This window comes from Spirillospora sp. CA-128828 (genome assembly GCF_050945415.1).
Lineage (GTDB): Bacteria > Actinomycetota > Actinomycetes > Streptosporangiales > Streptosporangiaceae > Spirillospora.
In genome coordinates this window covers 2,431,667-2,448,947 of record NZ_CP191986.1, presented here as the reverse complement: position 1 = coordinate 2,448,947, position 17,281 = coordinate 2,431,667, and the positions used below count along the sequence as shown (strand labels likewise).

Here is a 17,281-nt window from a genome sequence, read left to right as displayed (position 1 = left end):
GGACCGCGCCCGGCCCCGAATCTCATCGGTCAGCCGCCCTCCGGCCGGGCGGTGATGGCGGCCAGGGCCTCGGCGACGGACGCCTCGGCGGCCGCCTTCTGGACGCCGGACTCCGACAGGGCGCCCGTGCCGTTCTCGAATTCCAGGAGGGCGAGGAGGAGGTGCTCGGTGCCGATGTAGTTGTGGCCGAGGCGGAGGGCCTCGCGGAACGTCAGTTCGAAGGCCTTCTTGGCGTCCTGGTCGAAGGGGATGAGCTCGGGGACTTCGTCGGCCGAGGGCGGGAGGGCGGCGGTCGCGGCCTGGCGGACGGTGTCCAGCAGGACGTCCTGGGCGACGATCGCCTTGGCGGCGAGCGCGTCCGGCTGCGCGAGCAGGCCGAGGACGAGGTGGGCAGGCGTGACCTGGGCGTTTCCGGCGGCGCGGGCCTCGCTCATCGACTGCACGACCACCTTGCGCGCGCGCTCGGTGTAGCGGGAGAAGGCCTGGGACGGGTCGATGTCGGATCCCGATCCCTTCGGCACGAACCGCTTCTGGGCCGCCTGCTTGGTGACGCCCATGCTGTTGCCGATGTCGGTCCAGGAGGCGCCTGAGCGCCGGGCCTGGTCGACGAAGTGGCCGATGAGGTGGTCGGCGACCTCGCCGAGGTGCTCGGCGGCGAGGACCGCGCTGGACAGCTGCTCCAGCGCGTCGGTGTGGACGTTCTTGATGGCGGTGATCAGGTCGTCCAGGCGGACCTGGTCGACCGGCTGGGTGGGTTCGGTCATACGTCAACCATAGGTTGACGATCGGAGGTCGTCAACCCTGGGTTGACGATCACCAGTCGGCGGCCCCGGCGAAGGAGGTCGCGGCCGGGTCGTAGCCGAGGACCTCCCGGGCGGCGGTGATGTCGAGGGTGCGTTCCAGCGCGAGGTGACTGATCGCGTAGCGGGTGATGCGCGGGGGTTCGGGGCGGCGGGCCAGGAGGAACAGCCCCTCCGCGAGGGCGGCGAGCGGATGGGCGACGTGAGCCGGGATGTAGACGGGACGCGCCCGGATCCCGCGCTCGCGGAGGATCTCCCGGAACGCGTCGTCGATCGTGACCGGCGCGGCGTCCGCGATGTTGAAGACGCCCGAGGTCACCGGGCCGGTCGCGGCCAGGACACAGGCCCGGACGAGGTTGCCGATCGATGTGAGGCTGACGCGCTGACGCCCCGTCCCGACGGCGGGCAGGACTGGGCCGCGCACAGCCGACAGGATGCGCGGGAGGAGCGTCGTGTCGCCGGGCCCGTAGACGGCGTGCGGTCGCAGGATGATCGCGTCGCGGGCGGCGGCGGCGCGTTCGGCGGCGGCCTTCGAAGCACCGTAGGCGTTCATGTAGCGATCCACCGGGGCCTCGTCCTCGCGGGCCATGACGCTCGGGCGAAACGGGTCGTACACGCTGGCCGTGCTCACGTGCACGAACCGGGCACCACGGAAGGTCGCGAGGGCATTGCGGGTGCCGATGAGGTTGGCGGCGAACAGCTCGGCGGCCGGTCCCCAGTCGGTGACGCTGCCCGCGCAGTGGACGACCGCGTCGACGCCCGGCGGGTCCGGGAGCGGGCCGCACGCGAGATCCCACGGCCGGTAGACCGCGCCGCCCAGGTGCCCAGGAGTCACGGCCCGACGGCGGCCGAACGCGAACGTCGTGACGTCCGCCGCGGTGAGCGCCCGGCACACCGCTCCGCCGACGAACCCCGAGGCGCCCGTCACCGCGATCCTCACGGCATCACCAGTTCGCGGAGCCGGTCGCGGTCGAGCTTGCGCGTGCGGCCGGAGCGCGGCAGTTCGTCCAGGACGACGATGCGATCGGGCAGGGCGTCGTGGTCGATGACGTCCGGAAGCGCGCGGCGGAGCCTGGCAGGAAGATCACCAGGCCCGACGACCGCGAGGACGACCTCCTCGTCGCCGGTGCGCGGGTCGGGGACGCCCACGATGGCGGCTTCGGACACGTCCGGGAGGGCGGCGATCGACGGCTCGTACAAGCCGGGGTAGAGGTTGAACTTGCCGCGGATCAGCATGTCCTTCTTGCGGCCGACGAGGACGAGCCGGCCGTCGTCCAGGCGCGCGAGGTCGCCGGTGGGCAGCTCGGTGAGCGGGTCCGCGCCGAGGTGGCCGCGGCAGAGGTTGGGCCCGGAGAGGAGCAGTTCGCCGTCGTCCGCGATCCGGGTGCCGACGCCGGGCAGCGGCGCGCCGAGCAGGTCGCCGGGCGCGGTGTGCGCGAGCTTCTCCTCCGCCGACGCGATCGCCACCGGCAGGATCTCCGTCATCGCGTACACGGACAGGACCTCGGCGGACGGGGCGGCGTCCACCGCGCGCCGGAGGATCGCCGGGGGCGCCGGCGCGGCTCCGAGCAGCACGTACCGGACGGACGGCGGCAGCTCGCCGCATTCGTCCAGGATCTCGGCCAGGTGGACGGGGACGCAGAACGTGTGCGTGGCCCGGCGCTCCCGCATGAGCCGGGCGAAGTCGGCGGGTGAGCAGAACAGCGGCGGCATCGACCAGCGGGCGCCCGCGATCAGCGTCGGCAGGCCGAGCATGAGCTGGTCGGTGTGGACGACGTCGCCCGGGCCCAGCGGCAGCCGGGATCGGAAGAGATCGAGCGCCGCCGCCAGCGAAGCCTGCGTGTGCACGACCGCACGCGGGTTCGCGGTCGTCCCCGAGGTGAAGATGACGGCGGCGGGAGCGTCCGGGTCGGTGTCGTCGCCGGGTTCCGGGGCGTCCCCGCCGATCAGCCGCGTGAACGACAGCGCGTGCCTCGGCACACCGGGCAGCCGGCGGCCGACGTGGATGTGCCGCATCGGGCCCTCGCCCGGAATCTGCAGGTCGGCGAGGTTCGGCAGAAGCAGCCCGCGCCGCCGCGCATAGGCCCGGACGGGCCGCAGCCGGCTCCCCGCGTACAGGATCGACTCGGCGGCCGACCAGCGCGGACGGGCCAGCCGCAGCCGCGCGGTGAACATCTCCGGCCCGGCCCCCGGATCGGCGAAGACGACCACTCCCCCGGCGGCGACCACGCCCAGCGCGAGCACGAGCGATTCCGGCGACGGCCGCACCGAGAACAGCACGCCGTCACCCACCGCGAGACCGCCGGACAGCAGCCCGTGCCGGACGGCGAGGACCTGCCGCCGCAGCTCGCCGTAGGTGAGTTCCGCCCCGTCCCCGGCGACCAGCGCGACGGCTCCGGGCGTCCGGGCGGCCTGGTCGAGGAGTCGCCGCACGAGCGTCACGACGCCTCCCCCGCGCGGACGGCCAGGTGGCGATACGTCGGGATCAGGACGTTCCGGGCGGCCGCCCGGCGAGTGATCGTCAGGGGCCCGGCGCCGAGGAGCGTCCGGGCGACCAGGCGGATCTGCGCCATGGCCAGCGGATATCCGATGCAGAAATGCGGTCCCGCGCCGAACCAGAGGCGGCGCAGCTCGGGCGGGTGCGCGCGGTCCAGGTCGAACGGGCCGTACGCGCGGCAGCAGTTGTGCGTGGCGATCAGGACCCGCTCCCCGGGGCGGATGCCGACGCCCCCGACCGTGGCCTGACGATGCACGCTGCGCAGCATCACCGGCGTGGGCGTGGTGACCCGCATCGCCTCCTCGACGGCGCGGTCGAGCAGCGGGAGGTCGGCGGCGACGCGGCGGATCTGGCCGTGGTCGGAGAGGAGCGCGATCAGCCGGGGCACCAGGGTGGCGACGGTCTCGGTGCCGGTCAGGAAGAACGCTCCGGCGGCACCCCGCGCCTCGTCCTCGGACAGGCCGAGGGCCCGCATCCGGCCCATGACCGTCGACTCGTCCCCCGCCAGGTAGGACTTCGCCGCGATGTCGCCGAGCGGGTCGAGGACCTCGCGGGCCCACCGCACCTGGGACGGCGACAGCCGCCGCGTCCGCAGCGACACCATCGAGACGATGCGCTCCCCCTGCTCGAACAGGTCCCGGTAGACGGCCTCGGTTCCGCCTTCGAGGCCGATCACCTCGCCGATCACCGTTCCGGCCATGACCCGCGCCGCGTCGACCAGGTCGATCGTCGCACCGCGGCGGAGGCGGCCGGTCAGCCGCTCCAGCGGTCCGGCCAGCACGCGCGCGCACAGCGCCTCGGTATAGGACGGGACGAACAGGTCGGTGAGCCTGCGGCGAAGGGCCCGGTGCGCGTCCCCCTCCATGTTGAGCAGGACGGACGGCCCGAGAACGGGCGTCCAGAGCTCGCCGGGCGAGCCGGGCCCGTCCTTGCGGAACGTCTGCCCGTCCATCAGGACCGCACGCGCCACCGAGGCGTCGTTCACGACCACCCCGACCCCCGGCACCCGCACGACCGGTCCGCGCCGCGCGACCCCGCGCAGAAGCGGGTAGGCGACCGGGTGCGCGGTCAGGTAGAGCCGCTCCTCCCAGTTCACCGGATGTCCACGATGTCGGGCTTGTAGCGGTGGTCGGCGTACCAGCCGAGCGTCCGCACCAGGCCGAACGCGCGCAGCCGCCGCACCGACCCGTACACGACGACGTCCTCGCGCAGCCCGTAGGCGTCGGTGACGTACCGGACGCGGTTGACGAGCGCCCTGTCCTCGTGGACGTCCTCGATGCGCGTGCGCGGGAAGCCGCCCGACCGCTCGTACAGGCCGGCGGTGATCGCGACGTTGCAGCCCGGCATCATCACGTAGGGGCCGAGGAACAGCGGATCCTGGTTGCCGGGACGGAACCGCCCGAACAGCGCGGCGACGTCGATGACGGCCGGCAGCAGGCGCCGCTCCCAGAACTTCAGCGGGAACTCGTCGGTGCGCGGCAGCAGCGGCCCGGACACCATCTCCAGCCCGTCGCCGAACGCGCGCTTCACCGCCGCGACCCAGCCGCGGTGCGGCAGGCAGTCGGCGTCGGTGCGGGCGATGTGCGTGGCGCCCGCGGCGATGGCGTGCCGGACGCCGGTGTCGGCGGCGGCCCCGGTCCCCTTCTCCGGCTCGTGGACGATCCGGACGTCGAACGCCGTCGTCTCCGCGGCGAACTCCTTGACGACCCGCGCCGTCCCGTCCGTGCTCCCGTTGTCCACGACCACCAGCGAGAACGCGGTGTCGGTCTGCTCGGCGAGACGGCGCAGCGTCGCGCCGACCGACCGCTCCTCGTCGAAGGCGGGGATGACGACCCAGAGGCGCATCGTCAAAGCTCCGCGAACATGACGCCGAGGCTGATGCCGCCGGCGAGGCCGATCAGCGCGATGCGGTCGCCGGGGCCGCAGCGTCCCTCGGCGAGGGCGGTGGCGATCTGCAGCGGGAGGCTCGCGGACGCGACGTTGCCGTGGTCCGGCAGCGTGACGACCAGCCGGCCGGGCGGGATGCCGAGGATCGAGCGGAGCACCTCCAGGTACGGCAGCGTCACCTGGTGGACGGCGATGACCGCGAAGTCGTCCCAGGTCAGCCCGGTCTTGGCGAGCGCGGTGGTGAAGATCTCCGGGCCGCCCGCGACGAACGCGTCCTTCAGCCGGCGTCCGTCCCCGCTGAAGTAGGTGAACTCGGGGTCGCGCGGGTGCATCGAGCCGCCGCCCGGGAGCGTCCCGATCCGCCAGGCACTGGAGACGGCGGCGAAGTCCCGGTAGAAGATCCCGCCGTCCGGGTCGGCCTCGACGAGCATCGCGGCGCCGCCGTCGGAGAGCGTGTAGCCGGCGAACGCGTCGACGAACTGGGCGCGGTCGCGGACGCTCCAGCGGATCGCCCGGGACGGGCTCTCCCCCGTGCAGACCAGGACGCGCTCGTGCTGCCCGGTGCGGATCAGCGCGTCCGCCATCTGGAGCCCGTTCAGGAAGCCGTTGCAGGCGTTCTTGACGTCGAAGACCGGGCAGGACGCGCCGAGCTTGGCGGCGACGATGTGCGCGGTCGCCGGCTCGACGAGGTCCTGCGACGCCGACCCGAAGATCAGGAGGTCGACGCCCGCCGGCTCGACGGCGCGGTCGGCGAGGACGCGGCGGGCGGCGGCGACGGCCAGATCGGACGCCTGCTCGTCGTCGCGCATGACGTGCCGGGCGCGGATCCCGGTCATCCGCTCCACGATCGTCGGACGCGGCCGGTATCCGGCGCTCTCGGCGGCGACGCGGGCCTCGACCTCGGCGCTGGTGACCGTCCGCTCCGGCAGGTGCGCGGCGACGGCGGTGATGCGGGCTCTCATGGGCTGGGGTCCCCCGGTTCCTCGGGCTCGGTGTGCGGCCAGCCTCGCCGCCCCCGGGCGCTCCCGGTCAGAGAGACCCTACGCATCCGCAGGTGTGCGTTGTACCCGATTCGCCGTGAGTACCAGCACTTAGCCCATTTGAGCAGTACCGCGTTTTCGTCCGGATTCACCGGCCGTCAGAATCACCGGGTGACCAGCACGAAGACCAACGACGCGGCCCGGCACGAGGCACGGCTGCTGTGGGCCGCGAACCCCGGCCTGTTCGCCCTGCTGGAGGCCGCGCGCCGCACGGGGCCGATCGCGCGCGTCCCCAGGCTCGGGTGGGTGGTGACCGATCCCGTCCTGGCCCGGCACGTCCTCAACGACCACGCCCGGTTCGGCATGAACGGCGAGGGCGGCGTCGGCCACCTGTGGACGCAGCTGTTCGGGGACGAGATGGCGCAGTTCTTCGGCGGCGCGAGGCACGCCGAGATCCGCACCCGCGCCCGCGACCTGTTCACCGAGGACGCCGCCCGGGCCCTTGTGGAGCGTTCCCAGGGACGGACCCATACCGCCCTCGCGGCCCGCCTCGCCGCCGGGGCGGACGTGGACGTCGCCGACGCGGCCCGTGTCCTGAGCGGGCGGATGGTCGCCGATCTGCTGGGACTGCCCGCCGCCCGCTCAGACGGCGACCACCGGGAGCTCTTCGCCGCCGGGGAACGGCTCGCCCGGCTGGCGATGGGCACCACCGCGTCCACCGGCCTCGACCCGGCGGTGATCGCGAAGGCCCGCACGATCGTGGAGGAGATCACGGCCGCCGTCCCGCACGCCTACCGGACCGCCGGCACGGACACCCTCCTCGGCCGGTGCCGCCAGATGGACCTCGGGCTGCCGCTCAGCCGCGGTCTGGCGACCCTGCTCGTGATCGCCGGGACGGAGACGGGCGCCACGGGGACCGTCCGCACCGCGGCGCTGCTGCACGACACCGGCTCCCATCAGGCGCTGCTGGACGACGCGTCCCTCATGGGCAACGCGGTGCGCGAGGGCCTGCGCGTCGCCACCCCGGCGCCGGTGATCGGACGGCACGTGTCGCACGACGCGACGGTCGGCGGGCGGCGGCTGCGCGCGGGAGACCGGGTCCTGCTGCTGACCTACCGCGCCACCAACGACGCCGGGCCGTTCGACGTCCACCGCGACTACGTGCCCGAGACCCGGCAGCTGTGGTTCGGGGGCGGCCGCCACCTCTGCCTCGGCGCCGCCGTCGCGCGGGTCCAGGTGGCCCGGATGCTGGAGACGCTGCTGTCCGGCGGCCGGCCGTACCGGATCGTGTCCCGGCGCGCGGCCCGCCGGGTGCTCGTCCCGGCGTACGCCGAACTGCGGGTCCGGCTCGGCTAGACGGCGCGGCTAGACCTCGGGGACCCCGGTCGGCGGCGCTTGCGTCTTCGGGGTCGCCGGGGTCGGGGCGGGGGCCGGGGAGTTCGTCACGGTCGGGCCGACCGGGCGCGCCGGCTCCCTGTCGCGGGGTGCGGAGTTCCACCACCAGAGCGCGAAGGAGATCGCGAGCAGCAGCAGCACGGCGCCGATCACCTGGAACACCGCCATGCGGTGGCTGGGCTCGCGGTACCGGGCGAACCGGCCGCCTCCGGCCCGCCGGGCCCGGCGGGAGGCACGGCGCGCGTCCCCGCGCGACCGGCGCCGTTCGCGCCGGCTCGGGGGGCGGGCCCGCTCGCGCGCTGACGGCTCGGTGAAGACGGCGCTCTTGACGAAGTCCTCGTCGAAAACGGGTTCGTCGAAATCTGCGGCCATGGGCACTCCGGCGCGGGGGATCGTCGTGCGCCCAGGCTAGTCGACGTACGCCGCCGGGCCCGATCCCTCTCACCGGGACCGCCCGTTTCCGGGAAAGTTAGAACACGTTACAGTCAAAGGCGAATCGTGTTCTAGAAGGAGACCGCATGGGTACCCCGGTGATCGTCGAGGCGGTGCGCACGCCGCTCGGGAAGCGCAACGGCTGGCTGGCCGGCCTGAAGCCGATGGCCGTCCTCGCGCACGCCCTGAACGCCGCCGTCGAACGCTCCGGCATCGACGCCGCCGAGGTGGAACAGGTCTTCGCGGGCTGCGTCACGCAGGCGGGCGAGCAGGGCTCGCACATCGGCCGCTACTCCTGGCTCTACGCCGGGCTGCCCTGGCAGGCCGGCGTCACCACGATCGACGCGCAGTGCGGGTCGTCGCAGCAGGCCGTCCACCTCGCCGCGTCCCAGATCGCCGCCGGCGTCGTGGACGTCGCGGTCGGCTGCGGCGTCGAGGTGATGAGCCGCGCGCCGCTCGGCAGCAACGTGCTGCCCGCCGATCCGCGGCCGGACGACTGGTCGATCGACATGCCGAACCAGTTCGAGGCCGCCGAGCGGATCGCCGCCCGCCGCGGCCTCACCCGCGCCGACCTGGACGCGTTCGGCGCGCGCTCGCAGCAGCTCGCCGCCAAGGCGTGGGCGGACGGCCGCTTCGACCGCGAGATCGCCCCCATTACCGCGCCGGTGCTGGACGCCGAGGGCAACGTCACCGGCGAGACCCGCGAGGTCACGCGCGACCAGGGCCTCCGCGAGACGACGGCCGCCGGGCTCGCCAAGCTCACGCCGGTCCTCGGGCCCGAGGGCCTGCACACCGCGGGCACCTCGTCCCAGATCTCCGACGGCGCCGCCGCCGTGCTGCTGATGTCGGAGGAGAAGGCGAACGCCCTCGGCCTCCGGCCGCGCGCCCGGATCAGGACGCAGGCCCTCGTCGGCGGCGAGCCGTACTACCACCTGGACGGGCCGGTCCAGTCGACCGAGCGCGTCCTGCGGCGGTCCGGCATGACGATGAACGACATCGACATCACCGAGATCAACGAGGCGTTCGCGTCGATCGTGCTGTCCTGGGCGTCGGTCCACAAGCCGGACATGGACCGGGTCAACGTCAACGGCGGCGCCATCGCCGTCGGCCACCCCGTCGGCGCCACCGGCGCGCGGCTGGTCACGACCGCGCTGCACGAGCTGGAGCGCCGCGACGCCGGGACGGCCCTCGTCACGATGTGCGCGGGCGGCGCGCTCTCCACCGCCACGATCCTCGAACGGATCTGACAGGCATCCTGGACACGGGCCCCGGTCGTCCGGCCGGGGCCTCCGACCTTGACAGGCGCGAAAGGCGGTCTCGGTGCAGCCGGAACCTGAGGACCTCGGCGGCGGGCTGTGGAGCGTTCCCGTGCCCATCCCGGACAACCCCCTGGCGTACACGCTCGTCTACGCGCTGGAGAGCCCGCGGGGGCCCGTCCTGATCGACGCGGGCTGGCAGCACGAGGACGCCTGGGCCGCCCTCCGCGACGGCCTCGGCACGTTCGGGATCGACGTGCGGGACGTCCGCGGCGTGGTGGTGACGCACTTCCATCCCGACCACTCGGGCCTCGCCGGCCGCGTCCGCGAGGAGTCCGGCGCCTGGATCGCCATGCACCACGCGGACGCCGACATCGTCCGGCTCTTCCACCAGGTCGGCCACGGCGGCCGCCGTGCGTTCGAGCTGACCGCCCTGCGCCGCGCCGGCGCGGCCGACTCGGACCTGACCGGGCCGGCCCAGCAGACCCGGGTGTCGCCGCCCGCGATCCCGGACCGCGAGCTGTCCGACGGCGACCTCGTCGACCTGCCCGGCCGCCGGCTCCGCGCCGTCTGGACGCCCGGCCACTCCCCGGGCCACATCTGCCTGCACCTGGAGGACGGCGACCGCATCTTCACCGGCGACCACGTCCTGCCCCGCATCACGCCGCACATCGGCCTCTACCCGTACGACACCCCGGACATCGACCCGCTCAGCGACTTCCTCGGCTCCCTCGACAAGGTGTCCGCGATGTCGGCGGACGAGGTCCTGCCGGCGCACCAGTTCCGCTTCAACGGCCTCTCCGCCCGCGCCCGCGAGATCATCGCCCACCACGAGGACCGCCTGGCCGAGGTGGCGGCGCTCCTGTCGTCCAGCCCGATCACCCTGTGGGACCTGACGGCCGGCCTGACCTGGCGGCACCCGTGGGCCGACATGTCCCAGCAGGCCCGCCGTATGGCCGCCGCCGAGGCCGCGGCCCACCTGCGCACCCTCGAAACGCGGGGCACGGCCCGCCGCGACGGCACCGACGACCCCCTCCGCTACGTCCTGCGCTGACGATTCCGGCCTCCCGCCCGGTGTCGTCCGGGAGCGCTAGCCTGTCAGCCTCCGATCGGGAGGGGTGGGCGTTCCAGAGGGGAGGCCGACGGGATCAGGGGGTGTGAATGTCCGAGGCATGGCCCGGGCTGGACGAGGCCGTGGCGCGAGCGGCGGACGACCCGCAGGGTGCGCGCGCGGAGGTGCTCGCCCTGGCGGGGACGCTCGCCGAACCATCGGCGCCGGAGTTCCTGGATCACGCGGCGCGCGTCTTCGCGGCGAACGGCCTGCCGGACGAGGCGGGCCACCTCTTCGGGCGGGCGCGTGAGATGGAGGACGCCCAGGCGCGGTCCCTCGGGCTGCCCGCGGACGCCGCACGGGCGCAGCGGACGCTGGTGGAGCTCGTCCCGTCGGGGGCCATCGGTGAATCGAGGCTGCGCGACCATCTGCAGCGGCTGGTGAAGCATCCGGAACCCGGGGAGGCGCACCGGTGGGCGCGCGAGGCGGTGTGCGCGTTCTTCGACGCGGGCACCGTCCCGGAGTACGTCGTGCCCGAGCTGGTGCGGGTCGCGGTGGCGGCCCGGCTCGGTGCGGACGCCGAGAGACGGTTCGCCGCCGAGCGGCTGCTGCGAGGCGGGCTCCTGCCGCGCGCGCCGATCCCGGTGTGGGGGGACCTGGACATCCCGCTGCGCGAGCTCGCCAAGGACGAGGAACTCCTCGACCTGCTGATAGCGGCGCGTCCCGATCCCGGCCTCTACGACGTCCCGGCGCTACAGGCCGCACATCACCGCCGATGGCGGCTGCTCGTCGGGCGGGCCGACGGGGGGCGGCGGCTGCCGCGTGAGTGGTACCGGAACGTGGGCCCGCTGCAGCTGGACGACATGATGGGGCTGGCGTTCGAGGCCGGCGACCGGATGTTCCCGCCGCCGGGCCCCTGGTTCGAACCGGACACCGACCCGGTCGCCTGCGCCGCGACCGCCCGACCGCACCCGCTGGCGCCGGCCGACGGTCCGGGAACTCCGTCCTGGAGGTCGGACACCGACTTCCTGCGGCTCGCGGCGGAGATAGAGGAAGACCACGAGGCGCGCCGTGACCTTGACGCTTTCGTCCGCGGCTTCGGCAAGGCCGACAACATCGACTATCCCTCCCTCGTACGCATGATGCTGAAGCCCGCGCCGATCCGCAGAGTGCTGGGCGAGCAGTTCGCGGCGTGGCGGGAGGAGTGCGCTGCGGGCGACCTAGAGGGCCTGGAGTCGTCGCTCCCGCGGTTGGTACCGATGGCCGAGGCCGTCGAGGGCTCCCGGCGGCTCCCGATGGCCGCGGACGCCATGGGCGCCGGGCTCGTCGACGGCGTCGGCATCACCGACCCGGTGGACGCGGCGTGGCGGGCGCTGCGCGCCGGGCTCCCCGAGGAGCTGCAGTGCCCGCAGGGCTGGGACGCCGCGACGAGCGCCGTCCTGCACGGCGATCTCCTCACCCTCGGCATGGCCCACAAGCGCGTCGTAGTGCACGGGCCCGGCGGGATCGTGCACGAAGACGATCTGCCCTTCTTCGACACGCAGCACCGCTGGTTCACGGGCCCCGGCAGGCTTCTGCCATGGTTCGACGGCACGAACACCTTCCTGTCGCGTCTTCACGGCGGGCGTCCGGAGACCTATCGTCTCGCCGGCGACGGCGGGCTGGAGGTGCCGGACGGCGAGCAACTGCCCTGGCCGCGGAGCGCGACATCCGTTCCGGTGACGTTTCCCGGCGCCACCGAACCGGTGCGGGTGGTTCTCGACGGGGGCGTCCTCCGCATGATCGCGGACGGGCGGACCGTCGCGCGGCGGCGGCCGTACACGGGCGTCCCGCCCGGCTTCTGGCCGCACCTCGCGCCCGTCGACCCGGACGGCTCGGCGGCGCTGCGCCGACTGGAGCACGGCACCGTCGTAGGTCTTCTCGACGCCGCGCTGCCCGGCGGGCGGGAGCTGCACCGCGAACTCGACCGAGCCCTGCCGGAGATCACCGACGCGGGGCTCCGCGACACAGTCCGGACGCTCCTGGAGCGAGCCGCCGGTCACCTGCAGCACGCGCTGCGGCTGTGCGACGCGCTCGGCCGGAAGCGCCCCTCCAGGCTGCCCGGCCGGATCCGGAGCGTGAGCGGCCTGCGGGCCGGCCGGCACATCGGGCAGGTGCCGGCCGTCCGCAGGCTCGCGGAGGTTCTGGGCGAGGCGGCCGAGTCCGGCCCCGCCGGCGACACCCCGCGTCCGCTCGGCCGCGTCGAGCCGCCTCGGCCGAACCATCTTGAGTTCGGCAAACTGGGCGGCACGGCGCTGCTGGCCGCGCTTGCGTGGACGCCGGAGTACCAGCGCGCGAAGGCCCGCGACTGGCTGGGCGCGCTGGGCGACACGCCGTGGGGCGACGGCAGCGGCCGGTGGCGGCGCCTGCGGTTCGATTCGCCGACCGGACAGTCCCCCGCCGGAGAGATCTGGCGGACCCCGGGCGGGGCGTTGGTGATGCTGTCGGGTGTCGCGATCGAGTACTCCCCGACCGGGGAGTTCCACGACTTCGTCATGCCGGGGCGGGAGAGGAGAGACCCGCCGGGGTCGCAGGGCTGGGGCGGAGCCGACCGCATCGCCCGGTTCCTGCGCCTGCTGGACGAACGCGGCCCCGCCCCCCATGACATCTCGGCGGTCCACCGGCTCGCCGGGCGCACCGGACTGCCGGTGCACACCGCCGCGTCCGCCGCCTACGGATACCCGTTCACGGCGGGGCGTGAGCACGAGGCGGCACTGCTGCCGCCCGAGGTCGCCGCGCTCTACGACGATCCCGATACCGGCGAGCGCGCGCCACACGAGTCGTGGCAGCTCGACGCGGTGCTGCGCGAGCCGCTGATGCCGGACGACCCGGAGGACCTGTGGGTCACGGGCCTCGACGTCGGCAAGGCCGTCGCGTGGTGGGACGCCGTGGGGCGCGATCTGGAGCTCTGACGCCCGGACCGGGGTGCGACGCGGGTCACTCTCACGGGTGGGACTCTTGATGAGACTGGAGTCTCATGTTAGAACGTGTTCTAGGTGCGTGCACCAAGCAAGCGCTCAAACGGCCTGCTCGCCTCGTGTGGTCTCCACCCCGGCACGAAGGATCATCCATGGCACTCGCGACGTCCCCCGTCTCCGCCCACCGGGCCTTCCGAGCTCCCGAGATCGACATCATCGATCCCGGCGTGTACGAGCGCGGGGGCATCCCGCACCGGCAGTTCCAGTGGCTGCGCGACAACGATCCCGTCCACTGGCACCAGGACCCGAACGACGGTGTCCCGGGGTTCTGGGCGGTCACCCGGCACGAGGACGTGGTGGCGGTGTCGCGGCGCGCCGACCCGTACTCCTCGCGCGAGCGGTCGGCGATGTTCGAGGAGTTCTCCGACGAGGACATCGCCCTGTACGGGCAGATGATGCTGTTCCAGGACCCGCCGGATCACACGCGGCTGCGGTCCATGGTGAACAAGGGCTTCACCCCGCGGATGATCGGGCGACTGCAGGACCACATCCGGCGGATCTGCAACGAGCTGATCGACGAGGCCGCGCCGCTGGGCGAGTGCGACTTCGTCGAGAGGTTCGCGGCGCCATTGCCCCTGTACACGATCTGCGAGCTGCTGGGCGCCCCGCTGGAGGACCGGGAGAAGATCTTCCACTGGTCGAACAAGCTCGTCGCGTTCAACGACCCCGAGTTCATCGAGGGCCGTGAGGAGTCGACGCTGTGCGCCGCGGAGTTCGCCGAGTGGGGCGGGCAGCTGGCCGCGGCCCGCCAGTCCACGCCGCGCGACGACATCGTGACGAAGCTCCTGCAGCCCGACGCGGACGGCAGCAGGATCACCCTGGAGGAGTTCCAGCTGTTCGTCATCATGCTGTCGATCGCCGGGAACGAGACGACGCGGACGGCCACCGCCGGCGGCATGATCGCCTTCTTCGAGCGTCCCGACCAGTGGGCCCGGCTGCGGGAGGACCGGAGCCTGGTGCCGAAGGCCGTCGAGGAGATCGTCCGCTGGGTCAGCCCGATCAACCAGTTCCGCCGGACGGCCCTCGTCGACACCGAGCTCGGCGGCAAGGAGATCAAGGCGGGCGACAAGGTCGTGCTGTTCTACGGCTCCGCCAACATGGACGAGCGGGTGTTCGAGAACCCGTTCGCCTTCGACGTGGGACGCGACCCGAACCCGCACATCGGCTTCGGCGGCGGAGGCCCGCACTACTGCCTCGGCACCCACCTCGCCCGGATGAACCTGCGGATCATCTTCGAGACGATCCTGGAGCGGATGCCCGACATCCGCCTGGCCGGCGAGCCGCGCCGGCTGCGGTCCAACTTCGTCAACGGCTACAAGGAGATCCCGGTGAGCTTCACGCCCTCGGCTCCCCTGAGAGGCTGACGGCGCCCATCACTCCGGACGAGGAGGTCCGCGGCGATGACCACCACCCCCGACATCGAACTGGTCGACCCCGGCGCGTACGAGCGCGGCGGCGTCCCGCACGAGCAGCTGGCGTGGCTCCGGGAGCACGAACCCGTGCACCGGCACCACGGCGATCCGGAGCGGGACTACCCGCCCTTCTGGGCGGTCACGCGGCACGAGGACGTCGTGCACGTCTCGCGGCATCCGGAGATCTTCTCGTCCTGGCGGCGGCTCGCCCTGTTCGACGAGCCGCCGGAGGAGCACCTCGTCCTGCAGCGGATGATGATGCTCAACCAGGACCCGCCGGAGCACTCGCGCAAACGGAGCATCGTCAACCGCGGCTTCACGCCGCGGGCGATCGGGGCGCTGGAGGCGCACATCCGCGACATCTGCCGGAAGCTCGTGGACGAGACCCTCCAAAGGGGCGAGGAGGCCGACTTCGTCCGGGATCTGGCGGCGCCGCTGCCGCTGTACGTGATCTGCGAGCTGCTCGGCGCCCCGCCGGAGGACCGCGAGAAGATCTTCACCTGGTCGAACACGCTGATCGGCGGGGACGACCCGGAGTTCCAGCGGACGCCCGAGGAGGGCCAGGCGGCGGCGACGGAGCTGTACGCCTACGCCAACGTCCTGGCCGCCGACCGGCGGGAGAACCCGCGCGAGGACATCGTCACCAAGCTGCTCCAGCCGGACGCCGGCGGCGAGGTCCTGACCGGGGACGAGTTCGAGCTGTTCGTGATGCTGCTGTCGGTCGCCGGCAACGAGACCACCCGGAACGCGGCGACCGGCGGCATGCTGGCGCTGCTGGAGCACCCCGGGCAGTGGGAGCGGCTGAAGGCCGGCCGGTCCGTGGTGCGGACCGCGGCCGACGAGATCGTCCGCTGGGTCACCCCGGTCAACCTGTTCCGCCGGACGGCGGTCCGGGACACCGAGCTCGGCGGCCGGAAGATCAAGGAGGGGGACAAGGTCGTCGTGTTCTACGCGTCCGCGAACCGCGACGAGGCGGTCTTCGCCGACCCGTACGCCTTCGACGTGGGCCGGGACCCGAACCCGCACCTGGGCTTCGGCGGCGGCGGGCCGCACTTCTGCCTGGGCTCCCATCTCGCCCGACTTGAGCTGAGTGTGCTTTTCGAAACACTTTTGGACGCGATGCCCAATATTGAACTCAGCGGTAACGTACGCAGGCTAAGGTCTTGTTTCATCAACGGCATAAAGGAGATGCCGGTGCTCGTGCGGCCGGCGTCCCTCGACTGACGGGAGTGGTGCGTGGGCAGGGAACGGCGTGGGTGAGGCAGGCGAGACGGGCGGCCCGCTGCGGGTGGCCCTGCTCTCGTACCGGAGCAAGCCGCACTGCGGCGGGCAGGGCGTCTACCTCAGGCATCTGAGCCGGGAGCTGGTCGACCTCGGCCACACGGTGGAGGTCATCTCGGGCCAGCCGTACCCGGAGCTGGACCGCGAGGAGATCACCCTCACCAAGCTCCCGAGCCTCGACCTGTACCGGGACGAGGACCCGTTCCGCACCCCCTCCCTCGGCGAGTTCCGCGACTGGCTCGACGTCCTGGAGTTCGCGCACATGAAGACGGGCGGCTTCCCCGAGCCGCTGACGTTCAGCCTGCGCGCGCTGCGGCTGCTGCGCGGGCGCCGCCGCGACTTCGACGTCGTGCACGACAACCAGGTCCTCGGCCTCGGCAACCTCGGCATCTCCCGGCTCGGGCTGCCCCTGGTCACGAGCATCCACCACCCGATCAGCGTCGACCGCCGGATCGACATCGAGGCGGCGCGCGGGATCAAGCAGAAGCTCGGCAAGCACCGCTGGTACGGGTTCGTCGGCATGCAGTCGCAGGTGTCACGGCGGATCGGCCCGGTGCTGACGGTGTCGGAGTCCTCCAAGGTCGACATCGTCAAGGACTTCAAGGTCGACCCGCGCGACATCGAGATCCTTCCGCTCGGCGTCGACACCCGGATCTTCCACCCGCGCGGCGAGCGGGTCCCCGGCCGGATCGTCGCGATGGCCAGCGCGGACGCGCCGATCAAGGGCGTGGACGTGCTGCTGCGCGCGGTCGCCAAGGTGGCCACCGAGCGCGACGTGCACGTGATCGTCGTCAGCAGGCCGCGGAAGGACGGCCCGACCGAGAAGCTCGTGCGCGAGCTGGCCCTCGGCGAGCGCGTCCGGTTCGTCAGCGGCATCGGCGACGAGGAGCTGGGCGAGCTGCTCGCGTCCGCGGAGATCGCCGTCGTGCCCTCCCGCTACGAGGGGTTCTCGCTGCCCGCCGTCGAGCACATGGCGTCCGGGACGCCGCTGGTCGCCAGCCGCGCCGGCGCACTGCCCGAGGTGGCAGGCGACGCCGGGATCCTCGTGCAGCCCGGGGACGTGGAGGAACTCGCCGCGACCCTGCACCGCCTGCACGACTCCGCGGAGGAGCGGGCGAAGGCCGGTGCCGCCGGGCTCGCGCGCGTCCAGGAGCGGTTCGCCTGGCCGGCCGTGGCGCAGGCCACCGTCGCGCACTACAGGGCCGCCATCACCCAGCAGAACTACCGGCGTCTGGCCGCCCGCAAGGGCAAGTGAGGGCACGTCCTCTGGACT

General features: G+C 73.2%; 14 protein-coding genes. 7 read left to right on the top strand and 7 right to left on the bottom strand.

Annotated features, from left to right (window positions below):
- Positions 1-29: 29 nt before the first annotated feature.
- Genes ACQPXG_RS12225 through ACQPXG_RS12200 form a run of 6 tightly spaced genes read right to left on the bottom strand, consistent with a single transcriptional unit; the run spans position 30 to position 6,146 of the window.
- Positions 30-764 (bottom strand): Clp protease N-terminal domain-containing protein, encoded by a 735-nt coding sequence (locus ACQPXG_RS12225; protein WP_433467771.1) that lies wholly within the window; start codon positions 762-764, stop codon positions 30-32.
- Positions 765-813: 49 nt separating this feature from the next.
- Positions 814-1,740, bottom strand: a complete 927-nt coding sequence (locus ACQPXG_RS12220) for an NAD-dependent epimerase/dehydratase family protein (RefSeq protein WP_433467770.1) — start codon at positions 1,738-1,740, stop codon at positions 814-816.
- Entirely contained in the window at positions 1,737-3,242 is a 1,506-nt protein-coding gene (locus ACQPXG_RS12215; protein ID WP_433467769.1) for a class I adenylate-forming enzyme family protein, read from the bottom strand. The genes ACQPXG_RS12220 and ACQPXG_RS12215 overlap by 4 nt, the downstream gene beginning before the upstream one ends.
- On the bottom strand, positions 3,239-4,393 hold the full coding sequence (locus ACQPXG_RS12210; RefSeq protein ID WP_433467768.1) for a cytochrome P450: 1,155 nt from the start codon (positions 4,391-4,393) through the stop codon (positions 3,239-3,241). The genes ACQPXG_RS12215 and ACQPXG_RS12210 overlap by 4 nt, the downstream gene beginning before the upstream one ends.
- On the bottom strand, positions 4,390-5,142 hold the full coding sequence (locus ACQPXG_RS12205; protein WP_433467767.1) for a glycosyltransferase family 2 protein: 753 nt from the start codon (positions 5,140-5,142) through the stop codon (positions 4,390-4,392). The genes ACQPXG_RS12210 and ACQPXG_RS12205 overlap by 4 nt, the downstream gene beginning before the upstream one ends.
- Positions 5,143-5,144: 2 nt before the next feature.
- Positions 5,145-6,146, bottom strand: coding sequence for a 3-oxoacyl-ACP synthase III family protein (locus tag ACQPXG_RS12200; RefSeq protein ID WP_433467766.1), 1,002 nt, complete (start codon positions 6,144-6,146; stop codon positions 5,145-5,147).
- Positions 6,147-6,335: 189 nt separating this feature from the next.
- On the opposite strand from ACQPXG_RS12200, the gene ACQPXG_RS12195 reads away from it, so the two are divergent.
- Positions 6,336-7,520: a cytochrome P450 gene (locus ACQPXG_RS12195; RefSeq protein ID WP_433467765.1), complete on the top strand. Its 1,185-nt coding sequence runs from the start codon at positions 6,336-6,338 to the stop codon at positions 7,518-7,520.
- Positions 7,521-7,529: 9 nt separating this feature from the next.
- Here the strand turns inward: ACQPXG_RS12195 and ACQPXG_RS12190 are convergent, their stop codons facing one another.
- Positions 7,530-7,931: a hypothetical protein gene (locus tag ACQPXG_RS12190; RefSeq protein WP_433467764.1), complete on the bottom strand. Its 402-nt coding sequence runs from the start codon at positions 7,929-7,931 to the stop codon at positions 7,530-7,532.
- 146 nt (positions 7,932-8,077) lie between these two features.
- Here ACQPXG_RS12190 and ACQPXG_RS12185 point away from each other — a divergent pair, with 146 nt between their 5' ends.
- From ACQPXG_RS12185 to ACQPXG_RS12160, 6 genes are all read left to right on the top strand, one after another.
- Positions 8,078-9,238 carry a steroid 3-ketoacyl-CoA thiolase gene (locus ACQPXG_RS12185; protein WP_433467763.1) on the top strand — a complete coding sequence of 387 codons (1,161 nt, stop codon included), beginning with the start codon at positions 8,078-8,080 and terminating at the stop codon, positions 9,236-9,238.
- A gap of 73 nt (positions 9,239-9,311) precedes the next feature.
- The gene (locus tag ACQPXG_RS12180; protein ID WP_433467762.1) at positions 9,312-10,301 is read left to right on the top strand and encodes an MBL fold metallo-hydrolase; all 990 of its coding nucleotides are present in this window, start codon (positions 9,312-9,314) and stop codon (positions 10,299-10,301) included.
- A 107-nt stretch (positions 10,302-10,408) separates the two neighbouring features.
- Entirely contained in the window at positions 10,409-13,249 is a 2,841-nt protein-coding gene (locus ACQPXG_RS12175) for a hypothetical protein (protein WP_433467761.1), read from the top strand.
- A 158-nt stretch (positions 13,250-13,407) separates the two neighbouring features.
- Positions 13,408-14,679 carry a cytochrome P450 gene (locus ACQPXG_RS12170; protein ID WP_433467760.1) on the top strand — a complete coding sequence of 424 codons (1,272 nt, stop codon included), beginning with the start codon at positions 13,408-13,410 and terminating at the stop codon, positions 14,677-14,679.
- A gap of 36 nt (positions 14,680-14,715) precedes the next feature.
- Positions 14,716-15,951, top strand: a complete 1,236-nt coding sequence (locus ACQPXG_RS12165) for a cytochrome P450 (RefSeq protein ID WP_433467759.1) — start codon at positions 14,716-14,718, stop codon at positions 15,949-15,951.
- A 28-nt stretch (positions 15,952-15,979) separates the two neighbouring features.
- Positions 15,980-17,263: a glycosyltransferase family 4 protein gene (locus ACQPXG_RS12160; RefSeq protein ID WP_433467758.1), complete on the top strand. Its 1,284-nt coding sequence runs from the start codon at positions 15,980-15,982 to the stop codon at positions 17,261-17,263.
- Positions 17,264-17,281: the final 18 nt, after the last annotated feature.

What these genes read in the sequence shown, in the direction of transcription:
- ACQPXG_RS12225 (WP_433467771.1), bottom strand. Translation starts at nt 764, where the DNA reads ATGACCGAACCCACCCAGCCGGTCGACCAGGTCCGCCTGGACGACCTG.
- ACQPXG_RS12205 (WP_433467767.1), bottom strand. Translation starts at nt 5,142, where the DNA reads ATGCGCCTCTGGGTCGTCATCCCCGCCTTCGACGAGGAGCGGTCGGTC.
- ACQPXG_RS12200 (WP_433467766.1), bottom strand. Translation starts at nt 6,146, where the DNA reads ATGAGAGCCCGCATCACCGCCGTCGCCGCGCACCTGCCGGAGCGGACG.
- ACQPXG_RS12190 (WP_433467764.1), bottom strand. Translation starts at nt 7,931, where the DNA reads ATGGCCGCAGATTTCGACGAACCCGTTTTCGACGAGGACTTCGTCAAG.
- ACQPXG_RS12185 (WP_433467763.1), top strand. Translation starts at nt 8,078, where the DNA reads ATGGGTACCCCGGTGATCGTCGAGGCGGTGCGCACGCCGCTCGGGAAG.
- ACQPXG_RS12175 (WP_433467761.1), top strand. Translation starts at nt 10,409, where the DNA reads ATGTCCGAGGCATGGCCCGGGCTGGACGAGGCCGTGGCGCGAGCGGCG.
- ACQPXG_RS12170 (WP_433467760.1), top strand. Translation starts at nt 13,408, where the DNA reads ATGGCACTCGCGACGTCCCCCGTCTCCGCCCACCGGGCCTTCCGAGCT.
- ACQPXG_RS12165 (WP_433467759.1), top strand. Translation starts at nt 14,716, where the DNA reads ATGACCACCACCCCCGACATCGAACTGGTCGACCCCGGCGCGTACGAG.